We start from the raw sequence: 15,452 nt of genomic DNA, 5'->3' as shown, positions 1-15,452 counted from the left end.
CAAGCTCGCCGTCCGCTACGAAGCCACCATCCAGCTCGCTGCCATCAACATCTGGCTACGAGCCCTTGCCAACACCACTTTCTAAACACGGCCTAGCGGCGCCCGCCGGCGGCGGCGACCAGCGGTGTTCACCGGCGGCGTCCATCAAGGGGCGCGAACCGCCGATACTCGCGCGCGCTCGGGGGTGCCGGGCCGGTAGCCTCGGGTCTGTGATTGACCTGCGAGCTCTTCGAGAGGATCCCGAGCGGCTGCGCGCCTCGCAGCGCGCCCGAGGTGAGGATGACGCCGTCGTCGACCGGCTGATCGACCTGGACGGGAGGCGCCGCTCGGCGCTGACCTCGTTCGAGCAGCTCAGGGCGGAGCAGAAGAGTTTCGGCAAGTCGGTGTCCAAGGCGCAGGGCGACGAGCGGCAGGCGCTGCTCGCCCGCGCCAAGGAGCTGGCGCAGCAGGTGAAGGAGCGCGAGGCGGAGGCCGACCGGCTCGGCGAGGAGCTCGACGCGCTGCTCAAGGGCGTCCCCAACCTCATCGAGGAGGGCGCCCCGCCCGGCGGCGAGCAGGACTACGTCGTCCTGGAGCACGTGGGCGAGCCGACGAAGTTCGACTTCGAGCCGAAGGACCACCTGGAACTGGGCGAGAGCCTCGGCGCCATCGACATGGAGCGCGGCGCGAAGGTGTCGGGCGCGCGGTTCTACTACCTGACGGGCGTGGGCGCGCGGCTCCAGTACGCGCTGCTCAACCTCGCCATGGAGCAGGCCGTCGCGAGCGGGTTCACGCCGATGTACCCGCCGGTCCTGGTGAAGCCGGAGGCGATGGAGGGCACCGGGTTCCTCGGCGCGCACGCCGCCGAGGTGTACCAGCTCCCGCAGGACGAGCTGTACCTCGTCGGGACGTCGGAGGTGCCGCTCGCCGCGTACCACATGAACGAGATCCTCGACGAGCTGCCGCGGCGGTACGTCGCGTGGTCGTCCTGCTTCCGCCGCGAGGCCGGCTCCTACGGCAAGGACACGCGCGGCATCATCCGCGTCCACCAGTTCGACAAGGTGGAGATGTTCTCCTACTGCGACCCGGCCGACTCCCACGCCGAGCACCTGCGGCTGCTGGAGTGGGAGAAGGAGATGCTCGCCAAGGTCGAGATCCCGTACCGGGTGATCGACGTGGCGGCGGGCGACCTCGGGTCCAGTGCGGCCCGCAAGTACGACTGCGAGGCCTGGGTGCCGACGCAGAACACCTACCGCGAGGTCACCTCGACGTCCAACTGCACCGAGTTCCAGGCGCGGCGCCTGGCGGTGCGGTACCGCGACGCCGACGGCAAGAACCAGCCGGTGGCGACGCTGAACGGGACGCTCGCGACGACGCGCTGGATGGTCGCGATCCTGGAGAACCACCAGCAGGCCGACGGTTCGGTGCGCGTCCCGAAGGCGCTGCAGAAGTTCCTGGGCCTGGAGGTCCTGGAGCCGGTCAAGCGCTGAACGCTCGTTGAACGGGGCCCGTCCTGGCTGGGACGGGCCCCGTTCGCTTCTCCCGGGGCCAGAGGCGGCGGCCGGGCCTGTCATGCCCCTGGCCTAGGGTGTGTCCCATCTGCCCAGGAAGGTGACATGACTGAGTCTTCGCCGCGCGTGATCGCCACCGACCTCGACGGCACGATCGTGCGCTCCGACGGCACGATCTCCGCCCGGACCGTCGCAGCCCTCGCCCGGGTCGAGCGGGCCGGGGCGATGCTCGTCATGGTCACCGGGCGGCCGCCGCGCTGGATGACGGAGATCGCCGCGGCCGTCGACCACCGCGGCGTCGCGATCTGCGCCAACGGGGCCGTCCTCTACGACCTGCACACCGAGACCGTCCTGCGGGCCAACGAGATCCCGCCGGACGTGCTCGCCGAGGCGATCGGGCGGCTGCGCGGCGTCTCGCCCGAGCTGCGGTTCGCGGTGGAGTACCCGACCGGGTTCGTGTTCGAGGCCAGCTACAACCTCGGCCGCTGGGACGCGGCGGCGCTCGGCGGCCGTCCCGTCGACGACGCGGAGCTGGTCAGCCGGGGCGGCACCAAGCTGCTCGCGTTCCACCCGGCCGCCGACCCCGACGCGCTCTCGGAGAAGGCGGTCGAGGCCGTCGGCGACCTCGTGACCGTGACGCACTCCTCCGGGCGCGGGCTGCTGGAGATGAGCGCGCTGGGCGTCACCAAGGCCAGCGCCCTGGCGGCCCTCTGCACCGAGCGCGGCATCACGGCGGGGGACGTCACCGCGTTCGGCGACATGCCCAACGACCTGCCGATGCTCACCTGGGCGGGCACGTCCTACGGGGTCGCGAACGCGCACCCGCTCGTGCTCGCCGCCGTGTCGCACAAGACGTCCCGCAACGACGACGACGGCGTGGCCGAGGTCCTGGAACGCCTCTTCCCATAGGAACGGCCGCACCCCGTTGCGGAGTGCGGCCGGAGCCCGAGTCTCGCCGGGAGGTTCGGGAGGTTACAGGTAGGGGCCGGACGAGCGCTGCCCGGGCTTGGGGTCTTCCTCGACGCCGGGGGGCATCATCCCCGCGGGCAGGGCGCGCCGCATCTGCTCCAGCTGGGCCCGCGCCGCCATCTGCTGGGCGAACAGCGTCGTCTGGATGCCGTGGAACAGGCCCTCCAGCCAGCCGACGAGCTGCGCCTGCGCGATCCGCAGCTCAGCCTCGCTCGGCACGGAGCCCTCGGCGAACGGCAGCGACAGCCGCTCCAGCTCCGCGACCAGCTCGGGGGCGAGGCCGTCCTCCAGCTCCTTGATGGACGACTGGTGGATCTCCCGCAGCCGGGCCCGGCTCGCCTCGTCCAGCGGGGCGGCCTTGACCTCCTCCAGCAGCTGCCGGATCATCCCGCCGATCCGCATGACCTTCGCCGGCTGCTCGACCATCTCGGTCACCGACCTGCCCTCGGACTCGCCGTCGCCGGCGCCCTCGACGGCGATACCGTTCGGGCCGACGACGAGCACCTGGGGCTCGTGTTCCGACTGCTTCTTCGAAGGCTCGCTCATAAACTCCACATCCTCACACGGTCAGCAGGATCTTGCCGACGTGACCGCTCTCTTCCATCAGCCGGTGCGCGCGCGCCGCCTCGGCCATGGGGATCCGCCGGTCGACGACCGTCCGGATCCGTCCCGACTCCAGCAGCGGCCACACGTGCTCCCGGACCTCCGCCACGATCTCCGCCTTCTCCTCCAACGGACGGGCCCGCAGAGTCGTGGCGTGCACGAGCGCCCGCTTGCGCAGCAGCATGCCGATGTCCAGCTCGGCCTTCGCGCCGCCCTGCAGCCCGATCACCATCAGCCGTCCACCGGTGGCGAGGGCGTCGACGTTCCGCTTCAGGTACTTGGCGCCGATGAGGTCGAGGATCACGTCGTAGGGGCCGCTCTCGACGAAGTCGTCCTCGCGGTAGTTCACCGCGGCGTCCGCGCCCAGCTCCCGGCACCTCTCGGCCTTCTCCGGGCTGCCCACCGTCGTCACCACCCGCGCCCCGCGCGCCTTGGCGAGCTGGATGGCGAACGTCCCGATGCCGCTGCCGCCGCCGTGGACGAGCAGGGTCTCTCCCTCGCGCAGCGCGGCCAGCATGAACACGTTCGACCACACCGTGCACGCCACCTCGGGGAGCCCGGCCGCCTCCACGACGTCCACGCCGCGCGGCACCGGGAGCACCTGCGAGGCCGGGACCGCGACGCGTTCGGCGTAGCCTCCGCCGCCGAGCAGCGCGCACACCTCGTCGCCGACGGACGGCCCGGCCACGCCCTCGCCCAGCTCGGCGATCCGGCCGGACACCTCGAGGCCCGGGTACGGGGGAGCGTCCGAGGGCGGCGGGTAGAAGCCCTTGCGCTGCATGACGTCCGCCCGGTTGACGGCGCCGGCCACCACGTCGATCAGGACCTCGCCCGGCTTCGGTGCCGGATCCGGTACCCGCGTCCATTCCAGGACGTCGGGTTCGCCCGGTTCGCGAATCACGATGGCATGCATACCGGTCACGCTACCGGGCGCGTCCAACCCCGCCCCGGACCGCCGCCGCGCCAATGTCGATCTGCGCGCGGGATGCCCGCTGTTGACGCACCGGTATCCTGCGTGGGGGCCTTTTTGCCCGCCTGCACCGTGTAAATCATCAGAGGCGTGCCCTAGGGGGAAGAACGGTGGCGAGGAACGAGCACGACGGGCGCTCTTTGGAGGAGCGGCTGGCCTCTCTGGACGCGATGAGCGGAGACAAGACGGGACCGTCCCCCGCCCCCGAGGGCGCACAGCCGCCGCAGGGTGAGGAAGAGCAGGAGAGCGCGCCGCCCGCTGCCGAGGAGCCCGCCGCCGAGCCGCCCGCCGCCGGGCCGCAGGCCGAGCAGACCGACCCGAACGCCAACCCCTGGCTCGCCGCACCGCCCCCCTACCAGGGAGCCCCGGAGAACTTCGGCCCGCCGCAGCCGCCGCCTTACGAGGGCGGGCCGATGCCGCAGCCGTTCGACGGCGGCATGCTCCCGCCGCCGTACGCCGCGGGCGGGTACCAGCCGTCCCCGTACGACGCCAACGGCAACGCGGCCCCGCCCCTCGACCAGCTTCCGCCCTACCCGGCCGACCAGTTCGGCCGGGCGGACGCGCCCGGCCAGGGCTACCAGCCCATCGACCCCGCGACGGGCCGGCCCTACCCGCAGGACACGGACGACTCGGGCCGCCCCTACGTCCCCTTCGACCCGGCCACGGGCCGCCCCATCCCACCCGACCAGCAGTACCCGCCGGTCGACCCCGCCACGGGCCAGCCGCTCCAGCCCGGCCCGAACGCGGGCGGCCAGCTGTTCCCCCCGGTGGACCCGGCCACGGGCCAGCCCCTCCAGCCGGGACCGAACGCGCCCGGCCAGCCCTTCCCGCCGGTCGACCCTGCCACCGGCCAGCCGTTCCCGCCGGTCGACCCGGCCACGGGTCAGCCGTTCGCCCCGGACCCGAACGCGGGCGGTCAGCCTTACCCGCCGGTCGACCCTGCCACCGGGCAGCCGTTCCAACCGGGCCCACACGCGGAGGGCCAGCCGTTCCCGCCGGTCGATCCGGTCACCGGCCAGCCCTACGCGCAGGACCCGAACGCGGGCGGTCAGCCGTACCCGCCGGTCGACCCCGCCACCGGGCAGCCGTTCCAGCCGGGCCCGAACCCGGAGGGGCAAGCGTTCCCGCCGGTCGACCCCGCCACCGGCCAGCCGCTCCAGCCCGGCCCGAACGCGGGCGGTCAGCCCTTCCCACCGGTCGACCCGAGCACCGGCCAGCCCTACGCGCCCGACCCCAACGCCGCAGGTCAGCCCTTCCCGCCGGTCGATCCGGCGACCGGGCAGCCCTTCCAGCCGGGCCCGAACGCGCCCGGCCAGCCGTACCCCCCGGTCGATCCGGCCACCGGCCAGCCCTACGCGCAGGACCCCAACGCGGGCGGCCAGCCTTACCCGCCGGTCGACCCGAACACCGGGCAGCCCTACGCGCCCCCGGTCGACCCCAACACCGGCCACCCGTACCCGCCGCAGGGCTACGGGTATCCGGCTGCGCCGCCGCAGGGGCAGGGGCAGTACCCGCAGGCGCTCGGCCAGATGATGCAGCAGGGCCAGCCCCAGCAGCAGGAGCCGCAGAGCGGCGACTCCCTCAGCTCGGAGAACCTGCTCGGCGAGCGCCGCATCGCGCCGTCGTCCGGCTGGCGGCGCGCGGTGTACAAGGCGACCGCGGGCAGCATCCACCCGGGCGAGTCGCAGGGCGACCTGCGCCGCAAGGACCTGATCGCGCGGGCGCGCACCGCCGTGGCGGGCGGGCACCACCGGGTGGCCGTCATGTCCCTGAAGGGCGGCGTCGGCAAGACGACCACGACCACCGGCCTCGGCTCGATGCTGGGCTCGCTGCGCGGCGACCGCGTCATCGCGGTGGACGCCAACCCCGACCGCGGGACGCTCTCGGACAAGGTCCGGCTGGAGACCGCCGCGACCGTCCGGGACCTGCTCAACAACCGCGAGCAGATCCACCGGTACGCCGACGTCCGCGCGTTCACCTCGCAGAACGAGGCGCGCCTGGAGATCCTCGCGTCCGACCGCGACCCGGCGGTCAGCGAGGCGTTCAGCGCCGAGGACTACGCCGCCGTCGCCGTCGTCTTGGAGCAGTACTACTCGGTCTGCATCACCGACTGCGGCACCGGGCTGCTGCACTCGGCGATGGCGGGCGTGCTGAGCCTGGCCGACCAGCTCGTCCTGGTCAGCTCCCCGTCGGTGGACGGCGCCCGGTCCGCGAGCGCGACCCTCGACTGGCTGGAGGCGCACGACCACGGGCACCTGGTGCGCAACGGCGTCGTCGTCCTGTCGATGGTCCGCAACCGCACCCGCAGCCAGGTCGACCTGGACAAGCTCCAGGCGCACTTCGAGAGCCGCTGCCGCGCCGTCGTCCGCATCCCCTACGACGACCACCTGGAGGAGGGTGCCGAGGTCGAGCTGGAGCAGCTCGCCCCCGCGACCCGCGAGGCGTATCTGACGCTCGCCGCCGTGGTGGGCGACGGCTTCGCCTTCCAGCGCCCGCAGACCTGACCTGCACTACCGTTGCCATCTGTGACGGACGACGACGGTTTGTACGTCGGGAAGGCGGCGCCCGACGCGGCCACCGACCGCGGCTGGCTGCTCGGGCACTTCAAGCCGCCCGGCGACCTGCGGCACAGCGCCGAGGTCGAGATCAAGTGGGGCGTCCACCCGAAGGGCGAGCGCCGCGCCGCCTGGACCGACGGCGAGAAGCGCACCGCCCTGCTCGTGCTGATCAGCGGCCGCTTCCGGCTGGAGTTCCCCGGCCGCGACGTCGTCCTCGCCGAGCAGGGCGACTACGTGGTGTGGGGACGCGGCGTCGACCACTCGTGGGAGGCCGAGGAGGAGTCCGTGGTGCTGACCGTCCGCTGGCCGTCCATCCCCGGCTACCGCGTCCCGTAGACCGGGGTCGCCATATGCGGTCGAACCCAGCCGTCCCCGCCCGCTATCGTTGGCGATGACCCGCCGCGAGGCGGTCACCTGGAGAGTTCGCATAGTGGACTAGTGCAGGCGCCTTGAAAGCGCCCAGGGCTGGGGACAGTCCTCGTGGGTTCGAATCCCACACTCTCCGCCATATCGCGCAGGGGCGACCCCTGGAACGCTCGTCCGGAGTCGGGCATGGATTGGCTCTCGTGGGGAAACGGCCCGACTCGGGGGGAAGGGTTCCGTTACCCTCTTCGGCATGTCGCAGACACCGCAGGACCCTGCAGGCACGACGCACCAGTTCCAGAACTTCGCCAGCCAGGCGCAGCCGGAGAAGTCCGGGCCGAACATCGGCCTGATCGTCGGCATCGTCGCGGTGGTGGCCGTCGTGGCGATCCTCGTGGTCGCCCTCATGATGATGTGACGCCCGAACGGCCGAGGGGCCCGGCACCGGCCGCCACGCGGGGCCGGTGCCGGGCCCCTCAGAGTTTGCCTCCGACCACGACCACCCGGTGATCGCCGAGTACCCGAGCGAGATCGGCCAGGAAGCGGGGGGCGAACTCGGGCCAGTTCCAGAACTGGAAGCCGAGGTATCCGAAGGCGTAGTAGTCGCCGTCCCAACGCCATGCGGTGAGGTCGGAGCTCTGCTCGCATGACGGGCACCTGGCCTTCGCCTCTCCGGTCGCGTCCCACGCCCTGATGGCTTCGCCGAAGGCCGTGCTCGCCTCCTCTATCGGCTCCCACGTCTCGGTGTAGAACCATGTCCGGACGGCGCACCGCGGGCAGATCGCGTACCGCGCGTCGCCCTGTCCGCCCAGGAAGACCCTCCGGCCCGTCTTGACGTCGAGACCGTCCGTCGGCTTCCAATCCGGCTCCAGGACGGCCTTCGCCCATCTCTCACCTGGCGGGTGGCCCGTCGGCGCTCCGAGCACGCAGTCCGTGCGCTCGGCGCGAACGATCTCCTCGCGGACGAGCCAGTCGAGTGCCCGGGCGCCGGCGTCGGCGGCTCCGGTCGCCGTGGCATCGAGGTCGACGATGATCTGGAAGTGATCGCCCATGGCGGGACGATAGCTCCGCCCCCGACAGCGGCCGGTGCCCGGCCTCTCGGACTAGCGGCCGGAGCTGGAGAAGTGCTGGTAGTCCTTGGCGCCTGACCAGGTGCCGCCCCAGCTCCAGCCGATCGAGGCGAACGCCTTGACGACCTTGTCGCCGGCGTGGATGACGCCCGGGTCGTCGTTCTCGCGGTTCTTGTACTTGACGCAGTCCTTGTGCGCGACGCGCCCGTCCGCGTAGACGTACGGGTTCTGGCACGGGTTGATGTCGACCGCGAGACCGTAGGCGTGGTTGGAGAACGAGGTCGACCCGGTCGCCTGGCGGCAGTTGAACGCCGAGGTGTTGTTCGCCTCGATCGAGTCGAAGTCGCTGCCCTTGTACTTGTCGACCGGCTCCATGCGCTCGATCGGGTAGCGCATGGCGTACAGCTTCTTGAAGACCTTGACCAGGTCCCCGGCCTCTTTCGCGTTGACGACGAGCCGTCCGCCGGTGTGCGGCTTGTCGTCCATCCCCCAGTAGGTCATCTCGATCATCCGGAGACCGGACGGGGAGACCGGGCAGCCGCGCCGCCACGAGTACTTGAGGTCCCCGGCCTTCACCTTCTTGATCTCGGCCTGGAAGCCCTGCTTGCTCGGGAACGGCGACGGGGTGTTCGGAGCGGACGCGGTCGGCGGTGTCGCCGGCGGCGCCGACGCGCCCCGGTCGTCGTCGCCGCGGCCACATCCGGCCGCGGCGAACGGCACGGCCGCCAGCGCGGCGAGGAAAGTCGCGGTCCCTATAGCCCCTCTACCTGGCATCTTTGCAGCATACGCAGGTCACACGGTGTGCGTGCCGGGCCGGGTGTTCGCTACGGTGCGTTTGAAGGCGCGCCCGCCGGAAAAGGGCCGGGACGGACGGGCCGTGATCCTCAAGAGAGTCGCCGGGCAGGTCGCCCGGTCGGCGTCCGGTCCCAGGGAGCCGGGATGGCGGAACCTCAGGAGAGGGACCTCCCAAGCCTCGAAGACGAGATCTTCGCGGTCGCGCACAGCGTGGAGGTCGAGCAGGCGGCGCATGTGCGGCCGCGTCTGCAGACGGAGCGTGCGCAGCTCGCCGCGGAGCGTGCGCGGGAGTTCCTCGGCAGGGACGTCAAGGCGCTGGCGGCCGGCGCGGCGGCGTTCGTGTTCGTCGACGCCGTGATGATGTACCCGCCGCTGATGATGAGCCGCCGGCCCAGCCTGCTGCCGCAGTTCGTGACGCTGCTGGTGCTGGCGTTCGGGCTCGGCGGCCTGCTCGTGTGGAAGGTCGGCGGGCGGTGGCGCACGTTCGGCCACGGGATGATGCTCGCCTGGGGCCTGCTGACCCTGCTGTCCGTCGGGTTCCTGACCGGCGTGACCGCCCCGCTCTAGGACGGGCCGCCGAGCCGCTTGAGGACGATGCCGAACGCGCGCCCGATGGCCTCCAGGTCCTGGGGCTCGATCACGTCGATGAAATACGTGCGTACTACCTCGACGTGGTCGCGGGCGGCGCGGTCGAGCGTCGCGAAGCCCTCGTCGGTCAGGTGCGCGTAGACGCCGCGCTTGTCGTTGGGGCAGCTGTCGCGCTTGACGAGGCCCTTGGCCTCCAGGCGGGAGCAGGTGTGGGAGAGCCGGCTGCGCGACTGGCTGGCGTTCTCGGCCAGTTCGGCCATCCGCAGCCGCCGCTCGGGCGCCTCCGACAGCCGGACGAGAATCTCGTACTCGGAGTTCGACAGGCCGTGCTTGGTCTTGAGGTCGCGGTCCATCATCTCGGCCAGCCGGACGCTGCCGTCCACGTATGCCCGCCAATCGCGCTGCTGGGTGGCATCGAGCCAGCGAGGTTCGCTCATGGTCCGAGTATAGTGCATCTGTTGAAGATTCAACTAATAACCGCTATGTCCAGGCTACCAGGACGGGCCCGCCCGTCGAGGAAATAGTTGAAGCATCAACTGCGTTGCAGGGGACATGCTCCGCCCGACCACGGACGGGCACCCGGACGAGGGGAGAACCCCATGCCTGCCGTGATGGCCGACCCGCTGACCCTGCCCCGCCTGCCGCTGCTCCCGCAGGACGGCACCGACTGGCGCCGCGTCGCCAAGGTCGTGACCGCCCAGCGCCACCTCGAGGGCGAGGGCTTCCAGGTCAGGCGCCCGTTCCCGGGCATCGACCTGTCCCTGGCCGACCCGTTCCTCCTCCTCGACCACATGGGCGCCGTCGAGTACGCGCCGGGCGAGGCGAAGGGCACCCCCTGGCACCCGCACCGGGGCTTCGAGACCGTCACCTACATCATCGACGGAGCGTTCCAGCACCAGGACACCACCGGTGGCGGCGGCCTCATCGCCGACGGCGGCACCCAGTGGATGACGGCGGCGTCCGGCATCCAGCACATCGAGCAGCCGCCGCCCGAGCTGGTCGCCAAGGGCGGTCTGTTCCACGGCATCCAGCTCTGGGTCAACCTGCCGCGCGCACAGAAGTGGGTCCCGCCGCGCTACCAGGACATCGAGGCCCGCGACGTCAAGCTGCTCGCCGCGGACGACGGCTCGTCCCTCGTGCGCGTCATCGCCGGTTCGGTCGCCGGCTACGACGGCCCCGGCGTGACCTACACGCCGATCAACTACCTGCACGCGACCGTCGCGCCCGGCGCGCGCCTGGCGCTGCCCTGGCCGCGCGACTTCAACGCGCTGGTGTACGTGCTGTCCGGCCGCGGCACGGCCGGCGTCGAAGAGGTCGCGCTGGACGAGGGCCAGCTCGCCGTGTTCGCCGGTTCGCACCACAAGGGGGACGGGGACGGCCTCGTCGTCCGCGCCGCCGACAGCCAGCCGACGGCCAGCGCCGCGGGCTGGGAGATCCTCATCCTCGGCGGCCTCCCGATCCGGGAGCCGATCGCCCGGTACGGCCCGTTCGTGATGAACACCCGCGACGAGATCGTCCAGGCGTTCGAGGACTTCCAGGCCGGTCGCATGGGCACCGTGCCCGCCGAGAAGGTCCCCCACCTGTCCGAGGCGGACGAGCCCCTGGCCTGACCGTCCCGGATGCCCGACACCCGGCCGCGGGGGTGGTGCCCGCGGCCGGGGCCGTCTCGCGCGTTCGCGTGACGGGGGAGAGGCCATGCGCTACTGTGTTCGAACGGTCGAACAGAAGTTCGACCACCCTGTTCGACCGCGCTCGCCCGGGAGGCGACATGGTGGCGACCATGGCCACACGGGGGCCCGACGGCTCCGCGCGCTGCGGGCGGCGGCGTGACCACGCGACACGCCGCAGTGTTTTCTACGCAAATCTACGGCCGCAGCTATATCGCCTCATAGAGTCCGAGAGCGTGGACCCCGTGCGGAACCCCTATGCCCCGGGCGCCGGGCAGCGCCCGCCCGAGCTGGCCGGCCGCGACCGCGAGCTCCGGCAGTTCGAGGTGGTGCTCGAACGAGTGGCCCGCGGCCGTCCCGAGCGCAGCATGATCGTCACCGGGTTGCGCGGGGTGGGCAAGACCGTGCTGCTCAACGCGTTCCGCTCGCAGGCGATCCAGCGGCTGTGGGGGACGGGGAAGATCGAGGCCCGTCCCGACCAGTCGATCCGCCGCCCGGTGGCCTCGGCGCTGCACCGGGCCGTCCGTGAGCTGGCGCCCCGGCACCGCGCGCCCGACCGCATCGAGGAGTTCCTCGGCGTGCTCAAGGCGTTCGCGCAGGCGGGCCCCGAGCCGTCCGGCAAGGCCAAGGCGCGGGCGCACCGCTGGCAGCCCGGCATCGACGTGCCCGCCGCGCGGGGGCGCGCCGACTCCGGCGACCTGGAGATCGACCTCACCGAGCTGTTCGTCGACGCCGCGTCCGTCGCGACCGATGTCGGCGTGGGCATCGCCCTGTTCGTCGACGAGATGCAGGACATCCCCGCCGACGACGTGTCCGCGCTGTGCGCCGCCTGCCACGAGCTGTCGCAGGTCGGCGGCCCGCTGATCGTGGTGGGTGCGGGCCTGCCCCACCTGCCGGCCGTCCTGTCGGCGAGCAAGTCCTACTCGGAGCGGCTCTTCCGGTACGCCCGCATCGACCGGCTCGACCGCGAGTCGGCCGACGTCGCGCTGCTGGCCCCCGCCGAGCGCGAGGACGTCACCTTCACCAAGGACGCCCTCGACGCGCTGTACGGCGCGGCCGACGGCTACCCCTACTTCGTCCAGGCGTACGCCAAGGTCGTCTGGGACGTCGCCCCCGACAGCCCCATCACCGCCGACGACATCAAGGTCGCCGCGCCGGAGGCGGAGAGCGAGCTCGCCGTCGGCTTCTTCGGCAGCCGCTACGAGCGCGCCACCCCCGCCGAGCGCGACTACATGCGCGCCATGGCCATGCTCGGCGACGACCCGGTGCCCACGGCGGCCGTCGCCGACGAGCTGGGCCGCAAGCCGTCCAGCCTGTCGCCGGCCCGCGACGGGCTGATCAAGAAGGGCCTCATCTACAGCGCCGAACGCGGCATGGTCGCGTTCACCGTCCCGCACTTCGGCAAGTTCCTCCGCTCCCAGCCCGGCTGATCTGTCCACCTATCGCGCTCTCTAGCGGAAACGCTAGAGAGCGGTAGACGGCTACATCGAGACCGCGTCGTCCGGTGAATATCCGGCTCTCTAGTGATGAGCGTAGAGAGCCATAGATTTCGCTCGCCCATCCTCTGGGCTTGTCTATGCGTTTCTAGAATTATTTCTAGAGATCGCTAGAGAACGGCAGAAGAGGAGGGCAGGTGTCGTCGGGGCGACATGGGTAGGAGCCCCGTCGCGGGCCCATGGACCGGGCGCGCGAAGCCGAAGTCGGGGAGAGACCATGGCAGATCGATTCCGCGCCCAGGACCACGACAACGAGTACGGCGGCCTCGACGACCTCATCGCCGAAGACGAGTACGCCTCCGAGGAGACGTACGGCGGAGAGGAAGAGTACGGCGGCGTCCATCAGCACGGCGGCCACGACGACATGTCCATGCACGACGAGGAGGCGATGCAGCAGGAGCAGGGGGGCTTGCCCCCGCGCGCGGACGGCGACGACCTCTCGGCCGACGACTTCTCCTCCGAACTGGAAGACGACTTTCCCTCCGACTTGGACGAGGACGAGTCCGAAAGCACATGGTGAGAACGCCTGACCCGCGGGCCCGATCGTGAGCCGTCGGCGGCGCATCGCGTGTTGCCGGGCTCGACCAGGTGGGTAGGAGTCCTCTGGCGACCCGCGACGGGCATCTGGACGATGCCAGGGGAACCCATGCCAGTGCGACACCGGCCCCGCGATCCCGAGACCGACGACGAACTCCTGCGCGAGGACGAGTTGGCCGCCTCGATCCTCGGCTACGACGAGTCCGCGATGCGGCAGGACCAGGGCGGCCGCCCGCCGGAGTCCGGCTCGGAGAACCAGTACATGATCAAACTGCGGGAAGTGCTGCACGCCCGGACCAGGCGGCTCCTCTTCCGCCGTGCCCGCGGCGGCGCCGCACAGCAGTTCTGACGGCCGCGACGGGCTGAAGGGCAGCGCCGTACCGGCCCGGCCGATGGATCTCTAACCGACTATTGGACGCGTCCAAGAATCGGCTGGACGGACGCAGAGACCTCGGGCGACGACGCCGCGACCACCGCCGATCGGACGGCCCGGCTCCGCTCCGAGGTCGACACCGCGAACACGATCTCCACGTCCCGCTCGCCCACCCGGCCGGGGAAGGCCACGAACCGCCAGCAGCCCTCCCGCCACACGTCCAGCGGCACGGCGCTCCCGATCGCGTTCTCGTGCTCGGCCCACGCCGGGCTCGCGTACAGCCTCGCGTACGTCTCCCGCACCGGGCTGCGGCGCCGATCGCAGGGAACGCCCTTACGGGGCAGCCCGGGCCGCCCGGCCAGCACCGCCAGCTCCGGGGACAGCGCCAAGAACAGCACGAGCTCCACCGCGAACAGCAGGCCCACCTGCGCGGGAACGTCCCGCAGCACCTCCACGCCCGCGTGCGGCGCGCCGAGCGAGACGACGGCCGCGCAGGTGAACAGCATCGCCCGCAGCACGCTGCGCCGGTCCACCTTCTTGCTGCTCAGCGCGCCGAAGCAGCCGCAGCCGGCGTCCGGCCTGCGCACCCGCAGTTCGCCGACCACCCAGGTCGCGGCGGCGAACGCCACCGTCGTCGCCAGCCGGACCGACAGGTGCGAGGTCACCAGCAGCGCGAGGCCGAGCGCGCCCTCCCCGATGCCGAGCCCGACCGTCATCCCGCGGCTGCGCCGCAGCGCCGACAGCCGCGCGTGCCCGGCCGGCACCGGCACGCCGTGCACGTGGTCGGGCGCCTCCGCCGCCCGCTCCCGGACCGTCAGCTTCGCCAGGCACGCCGCCAGCAGCACCGCCGCCAGCAGCAGGACCTGCGTGTTCTGGATCGCCGTCACCATGGCCCCTCCCTCACCCCCGGCCGGACGGCCGCGTTGAAGCAGCCCGCCGCCAGGTCGCCGCCGAGCCCGGCGAAGGCGGCCGGGGTCAGCTCGACGATCCGCCCCCGCGGCGACGCCTCGCAGTCCACGCACCGGTCGCAGAACAGGGCCGCCGTGCAGCCGCACTCGATCACCGGCACCCGCGCCGACCGCCCCCCGCACTCGTTACGCACGACGACCTCGCTGCCGAGCGACAGGTACGGCATCGGCACGCAGCCGGACGGGGCGTCCGCACAACCCCCGGCGTCCCCCTCCGCGTCGACCGCCGGGTAGGACGCCCCGTCCCGCCACTCCCCCTCCACGCCCCCGAACCAGGTCGCCGTCCCGCGCAGCACCTCCGGCACCGGCGCGGCCGCCTCGGGCGCGGCGAGGTCGGCGGCCCGGTAGCCGGGCTGCGACGTGCCCGGACGCACCGCCCGAGGGCCGCCGGGCGACCGCACGCAGATCACGTCGATGAGGTAGCCGGGCTCCAGCCGCGGATGCCGGACCAGCACCAGGCCGAGGGCGGACGGCGCGATCTCCACGCGGGCGCGCCCGCGGTGCGGCCCCATGTCCACCTCCACGCCGTCCCGCCCGCTCGCGAGGATCGTCCCGCTGACCCGGCCGATGCCCACCCAGATCCGGTCGGCGCGGCCGCCGTCCGTCCGCCGCACGACGACGGACCTGCCCGGCCGCAGCGCGGCGGGGCCCCCGCGCCCGCCGTGCCAGATCGCGGTGTCGCCGCTCATCGCGATGCGGGTCTCGGCGCCCTCCGCGCCGCCCTCGCCCAGCACGAGCAGGTGCGGGCTCGCGTCCAGCACGACCCCGCTCACCCCCCGCGCGAGACCACCCGTCTCCGGACGTTCGGTTTCCCCGAACAGCGCCCGGCGGTGCGCAGCCCGGCGGAGGTGGGTCGTCGGCATCGCGGCGCTCCGGGGTCGATGATCGTCACGCAGGGCGACGGGTTGGGACAGTGAGTCAAGGGTCACGTGCCGTGACCCCGGCTGTCGACGGATTTGTCGCGATAAGTCAGCTGGTGGAGGACGTTTGATCTACCTCGGCTAA

At 72.2% G+C, this 15,452-nt stretch carries 17 protein-coding genes and 1 tRNA gene; 11 read left to right on the top strand and 7 right to left on the bottom strand.

Features of this window, described 5'->3' with window-relative positions:
• Positions 1 to 209: 209 nt before the first annotated feature.
• Complete coding sequence (gene serS, locus ABWI07_RS29275) at positions 210 to 1,469, top strand: serine--tRNA ligase (protein ID WP_149260646.1); 1,260 nt, start codon at positions 210 to 212, stop codon at positions 1,467 to 1,469.
• A gap of 126 nt (positions 1,470 to 1,595) precedes the next feature.
• Complete coding sequence (locus ABWI07_RS29270) at positions 1,596 to 2,399, top strand: Cof-type HAD-IIB family hydrolase (RefSeq protein WP_149260645.1); 804 nt, start codon at positions 1,596 to 1,598, stop codon at positions 2,397 to 2,399.
• 63 nt (positions 2,400 to 2,462) lie between these two features.
• Here ABWI07_RS29270 and ABWI07_RS29265 read toward each other — a convergent pair whose 3' ends face one another.
• Positions 2,463 to 3,005: a bacterial proteasome activator family protein gene (locus ABWI07_RS29265; protein ID WP_149260644.1), complete on the bottom strand. Its 543-nt coding sequence runs from the start codon at positions 3,003 to 3,005 to the stop codon at positions 2,463 to 2,465.
• 13 nt (positions 3,006 to 3,018) lie between these two features.
• Entirely contained in the window at positions 3,019 to 3,975 is a 957-nt protein-coding gene (locus ABWI07_RS29260; RefSeq protein WP_353820446.1) for an NAD(P)H-quinone oxidoreductase, read from the bottom strand.
• Positions 3,976 to 4,142: 167 nt separating this feature from the next.
• Between ABWI07_RS29260 and ABWI07_RS29255 the strand changes: the two genes are divergently transcribed.
• From ABWI07_RS29255 to ABWI07_RS29240, 4 genes are all read left to right on the top strand, one after another.
• On the top strand, positions 4,143 to 6,536 hold the full coding sequence (locus ABWI07_RS29255; protein ID WP_353820445.1) for a MinD/ParA family ATP-binding protein: 2,394 nt from the start codon (positions 4,143 to 4,145) through the stop codon (positions 6,534 to 6,536).
• A 21-nt stretch (positions 6,537 to 6,557) separates the two neighbouring features.
• A complete protein-coding gene (locus ABWI07_RS29250) occupies positions 6,558 to 6,926 on the top strand; it encodes a cupin domain-containing protein (RefSeq protein ID WP_149260642.1) in 369 nt (122 codons plus the stop codon).
• Positions 6,927 to 7,006: 80 nt separating this feature from the next.
• Positions 7,007 to 7,098: transfer RNA gene (locus ABWI07_RS29245), tRNA-Ser, on the top strand.
• Between the two features lie 108 nt (positions 7,099 to 7,206).
• Complete coding sequence (locus tag ABWI07_RS29240) at positions 7,207 to 7,371, top strand: hypothetical protein (protein WP_200841992.1); 165 nt, start codon at positions 7,207 to 7,209, stop codon at positions 7,369 to 7,371.
• Between the two features lie 58 nt (positions 7,372 to 7,429).
• Here ABWI07_RS29240 and ABWI07_RS29235 read toward each other — a convergent pair whose 3' ends face one another.
• Both ABWI07_RS29235 and ABWI07_RS29230 read right to left on the bottom strand, forming a co-directional pair.
• On the bottom strand, positions 7,430 to 8,005 hold the full coding sequence (locus tag ABWI07_RS29235) for a hypothetical protein (protein WP_149260641.1): 576 nt from the start codon (positions 8,003 to 8,005) through the stop codon (positions 7,430 to 7,432).
• Between the two features lie 51 nt (positions 8,006 to 8,056).
• Entirely contained in the window at positions 8,057 to 8,797 is a 741-nt protein-coding gene (locus tag ABWI07_RS29230; protein WP_353820444.1) for a M15 family metallopeptidase, read from the bottom strand.
• Between the two features lie 165 nt (positions 8,798 to 8,962).
• Here ABWI07_RS29230 and ABWI07_RS29225 point away from each other — a divergent pair, with 165 nt between their 5' ends.
• Entirely contained in the window at positions 8,963 to 9,385 is a 423-nt protein-coding gene (locus ABWI07_RS29225; RefSeq protein ID WP_149260639.1) for an MFS transporter, read from the top strand.
• On the opposite strand, the gene ABWI07_RS29220 is transcribed toward ABWI07_RS29225, so the two are convergent.
• A complete protein-coding gene (locus ABWI07_RS29220; protein ID WP_149260638.1) occupies positions 9,382 to 9,843 on the bottom strand; it encodes a MarR family winged helix-turn-helix transcriptional regulator in 462 nt (153 codons plus the stop codon). The genes ABWI07_RS29225 and ABWI07_RS29220 overlap by 4 nt on opposite strands.
• Positions 9,844 to 10,005: 162 nt before the next feature.
• On the opposite strand from ABWI07_RS29220, the gene ABWI07_RS29215 reads away from it, so the two are divergent.
• The 4 genes from ABWI07_RS29215 to ABWI07_RS29200 all read left to right on the top strand — a co-directional run bounded on the left by ABWI07_RS29215 (position 10,006) and on the right by ABWI07_RS29200 (position 13,455).
• The gene (locus ABWI07_RS29215) at positions 10,006 to 11,016 is read left to right on the top strand and encodes a pirin family protein (RefSeq protein WP_149260637.1); all 1,011 of its coding nucleotides are present in this window, start codon (positions 10,006 to 10,008) and stop codon (positions 11,014 to 11,016) included.
• 302 nt (positions 11,017 to 11,318) lie between these two features.
• Positions 11,319 to 12,503 carry a DUF8462 domain-containing protein gene (locus ABWI07_RS29210; protein WP_500203741.1) on the top strand — a complete coding sequence of 395 codons (1,185 nt, stop codon included), beginning with the start codon at positions 11,319 to 11,321 and terminating at the stop codon, positions 12,501 to 12,503.
• A gap of 283 nt (positions 12,504 to 12,786) precedes the next feature.
• Complete coding sequence (locus tag ABWI07_RS29205) at positions 12,787 to 13,089, top strand: hypothetical protein (protein WP_353820443.1); 303 nt, start codon at positions 12,787 to 12,789, stop codon at positions 13,087 to 13,089.
• A 126-nt stretch (positions 13,090 to 13,215) separates the two neighbouring features.
• Complete coding sequence (locus ABWI07_RS29200) at positions 13,216 to 13,455, top strand: hypothetical protein (RefSeq protein ID WP_149260634.1); 240 nt, start codon at positions 13,216 to 13,218, stop codon at positions 13,453 to 13,455.
• Between the two features lie 59 nt (positions 13,456 to 13,514).
• On the opposite strand, the gene ABWI07_RS29195 is transcribed toward ABWI07_RS29200, so the two are convergent.
• Together ABWI07_RS29195 and ABWI07_RS29190 are read right to left on the bottom strand one after the other, a co-directional pair.
• Positions 13,515 to 14,369, bottom strand: a complete 855-nt coding sequence (locus ABWI07_RS29195; protein ID WP_353820442.1) for a MauE/DoxX family redox-associated membrane protein — start codon at positions 14,367 to 14,369, stop codon at positions 13,515 to 13,517.
• Entirely contained in the window at positions 14,363 to 15,310 is a 948-nt protein-coding gene (locus ABWI07_RS29190) for a hypothetical protein (protein ID WP_353820441.1), read from the bottom strand. The genes ABWI07_RS29195 and ABWI07_RS29190 overlap by 7 nt, the downstream gene beginning before the upstream one ends.
• Between the last annotated feature and the right edge of the window lie 142 nt (positions 15,311 to 15,452).

The sequence above is a fragment of the Actinomadura sp. NPDC000600 genome, from assembly GCF_040492135.1.
In the GTDB taxonomy this organism is placed as follows: Bacteria; Actinomycetota; Actinomycetes; order Streptosporangiales; family Streptosporangiaceae; genus Spirillospora.
This window is presented reverse-complemented; position numbering and strand designations above follow the sequence as displayed.

Coding starts and splice junctions, on each gene's coding strand:
- ABWI07_RS29215 (WP_149260637.1), top strand. CDS start 10,006: ATGCCTGCCGTGATGGCCGACCCGCTGACCCTGCCCCGCCTGCCGCTG.
- ABWI07_RS29200 (WP_149260634.1), top strand. CDS start 13,216: ATGCCAGTGCGACACCGGCCCCGCGATCCCGAGACCGACGACGAACTC.
- ABWI07_RS29235 (WP_149260641.1), bottom strand. CDS start 8,005: ATGGGCGATCACTTCCAGATCATCGTCGACCTCGATGCCACGGCGACC.
- ABWI07_RS29220 (WP_149260638.1), bottom strand. CDS start 9,843: ATGAGCGAACCTCGCTGGCTCGATGCCACCCAGCAGCGCGATTGGCGG.
- ABWI07_RS29205 (WP_353820443.1), top strand. CDS start 12,787: ATGGCAGATCGATTCCGCGCCCAGGACCACGACAACGAGTACGGCGGC.
- ABWI07_RS29225 (WP_149260639.1), top strand. CDS start 8,963: ATGGCGGAACCTCAGGAGAGGGACCTCCCAAGCCTCGAAGACGAGATC.
- ABWI07_RS29230 (WP_353820444.1), bottom strand. CDS start 8,797: ATGCCAGGTAGAGGGGCTATAGGGACCGCGACTTTCCTCGCCGCGCTG.
- ABWI07_RS29260 (WP_353820446.1), bottom strand. CDS start 3,975: ATGCATGCCATCGTGATTCGCGAACCGGGCGAACCCGACGTCCTGGAA.
- ABWI07_RS29195 (WP_353820442.1), bottom strand. CDS start 14,369: ATGGTGACGGCGATCCAGAACACGCAGGTCCTGCTGCTGGCGGCGGTG.
- ABWI07_RS29190 (WP_353820441.1), bottom strand. CDS start 15,310: ATGCCGACGACCCACCTCCGCCGGGCTGCGCACCGCCGGGCGCTGTTC.
- ABWI07_RS29240 (WP_200841992.1), top strand. CDS start 7,207: ATGTCGCAGACACCGCAGGACCCTGCAGGCACGACGCACCAGTTCCAG.
- ABWI07_RS29270 (WP_149260645.1), top strand. CDS start 1,596: ATGACTGAGTCTTCGCCGCGCGTGATCGCCACCGACCTCGACGGCACG.
- ABWI07_RS29265 (WP_149260644.1), bottom strand. CDS start 3,005: ATGAGCGAGCCTTCGAAGAAGCAGTCGGAACACGAGCCCCAGGTGCTC.